This is a genomic window from Agrobacterium burrii, from assembly GCF_017313405.1.
In the GTDB taxonomy this organism is placed as follows: domain Bacteria; phylum Pseudomonadota; class Alphaproteobacteria; order Rhizobiales; family Rhizobiaceae; genus Agrobacterium; species Agrobacterium burrii.
This window is the reverse complement of sequence record NZ_JAFLNA010000030.1, coordinates 1-1,318: the sequence shown is the minus strand read 5'-3', so window position 1 is coordinate 1,318 and position 1,318 is coordinate 1. Positions and strand designations below refer to the sequence as shown.

1 protein-coding gene and 1 other annotated feature are annotated in these 1,318 nt (G+C 59.0%); the gene reads right to left on the bottom strand.

Features of this window, described 5'->3' with window-relative positions:
- Positions 1–39 precede the first annotated feature (39 nt).
- A protein-coding gene (locus tag JZX89_RS28435) for an IS3 family transposase (RefSeq protein WP_207136134.1) occupies positions 40–1,265 on the bottom strand; the annotation gives its coding sequence in 2 pieces (ribosomal slippage) (positions 40–971 and positions 971–1,265; 1,227 coding nt in all).
- Positions 871–984: a sequence feature (AL1L pseudoknot), on the bottom strand. It overlaps the preceding gene by 114 nt.
- Positions 1,266–1,318 lie beyond the last annotated feature (53 nt).

The window sequence follows — 1,318 nt, the reverse complement described above, 5'->3', positions numbered from 1 at the left end:
TGAACCGCACCGGGTTTGCCGGAGGCCATTTGGTTTGAGTTATGCGGCCATGGCTGGTTCGTCCAGCATGGCGTAGTAGCGTTCTTCAGCCTCGGCTGGCGGTATGTTTCCGATGGGCTCCAGAAGTCGTCGGTGGTTGAACCAGTCGACCCATTCCAGAGTGGCGAATTCCACGGCTTCGAAGTTCCTCCATGGTCCGCGCCGATGAATGACCTCGGCCTTGTAGAGACCGTTGATCGTTTCGGCGAGGGCATTGTCATAACTGTCGCCGACACTTCCGACAGAAGGCTCTATGCCAGCTTCTGCCAGCCGCTCGGAGTACCGGATGGACACGTATTGAACGCCCCTGTCCGAATGGTGCACGAGCCCGCCGCCATGAACGGGACGCCGATCATGAAGTGCCTGTTCAAGGGCATCGAGGAAAAAGCTCGCATGTGCCGTCCGGCTCGCCCGCCAGCCAACGATGCGCCGGGCAAAGACGTCGATCACAAAGGCCACGTAGACGAAACCCTGCCAGGTGGCGACATAGGTGAAGTCCGAAACCCACAGCCTGTTTGGTGCTGGGGCTTTGAACTGGCGGTTTACCCGGTCAAGCGGGCTCGGGGCTGCCTTGTTCGAGAATGTCGTGCGGACCGGCTTTCCTCGAATAATCCCCTGCAGGCTCATCGACCTCATAAGCCGAGCGACCGTGCAGCGGGCGATGTCGTAGCCTTCTCGTTGCAACTGCCGCCAGACTTTACGCACGCCGTAGACCTGGAAGTTCTCATTGAACACCCGGCGTATCTCGATCTTCATGCCGATATCGCTGCGGGCGCGAACCGACAGGCGGTCCACATCCAAGCGCTTGGCGACGTTCTCGTAGTAGGTTGATGGGGCCGGCAAAAGCCTGCAGATCGGCTCGACCCCGAACACGCTACGGTGTTCGTCAATGAACGAGATCATCATTTGAAGGGGCGGTCGAGCTCCGCCATCGCGAAATAAGCAGACGCCTTGCGCAAAATCTCGTTGGCCTGACGAAGCTCGCGGTTCTCCCGCTCAAGAGCCTTCATCTTCTCGGCCGCGTCGCTCGGCAAGCCTGCTCGTTTGCCGCTGTCGACCTCGGTCTTCTTCACCCATTCATGCAGCGTGGCTGGCGAACAACCGATCTTGCCCGCAATAGATGAAACGGCTGCCCACCGCGACGGGTGCTCTGCCTCGTGATCCAATACCATACGGACGGCACGTTCGCGGACTTCAGATGAAAACTTGTTCGTTGTCTTGCTCATATCGGCTCCACTCTCTCAGAAGTTGGAGCCTCTGGCAAACCCGGTGCGGTTCA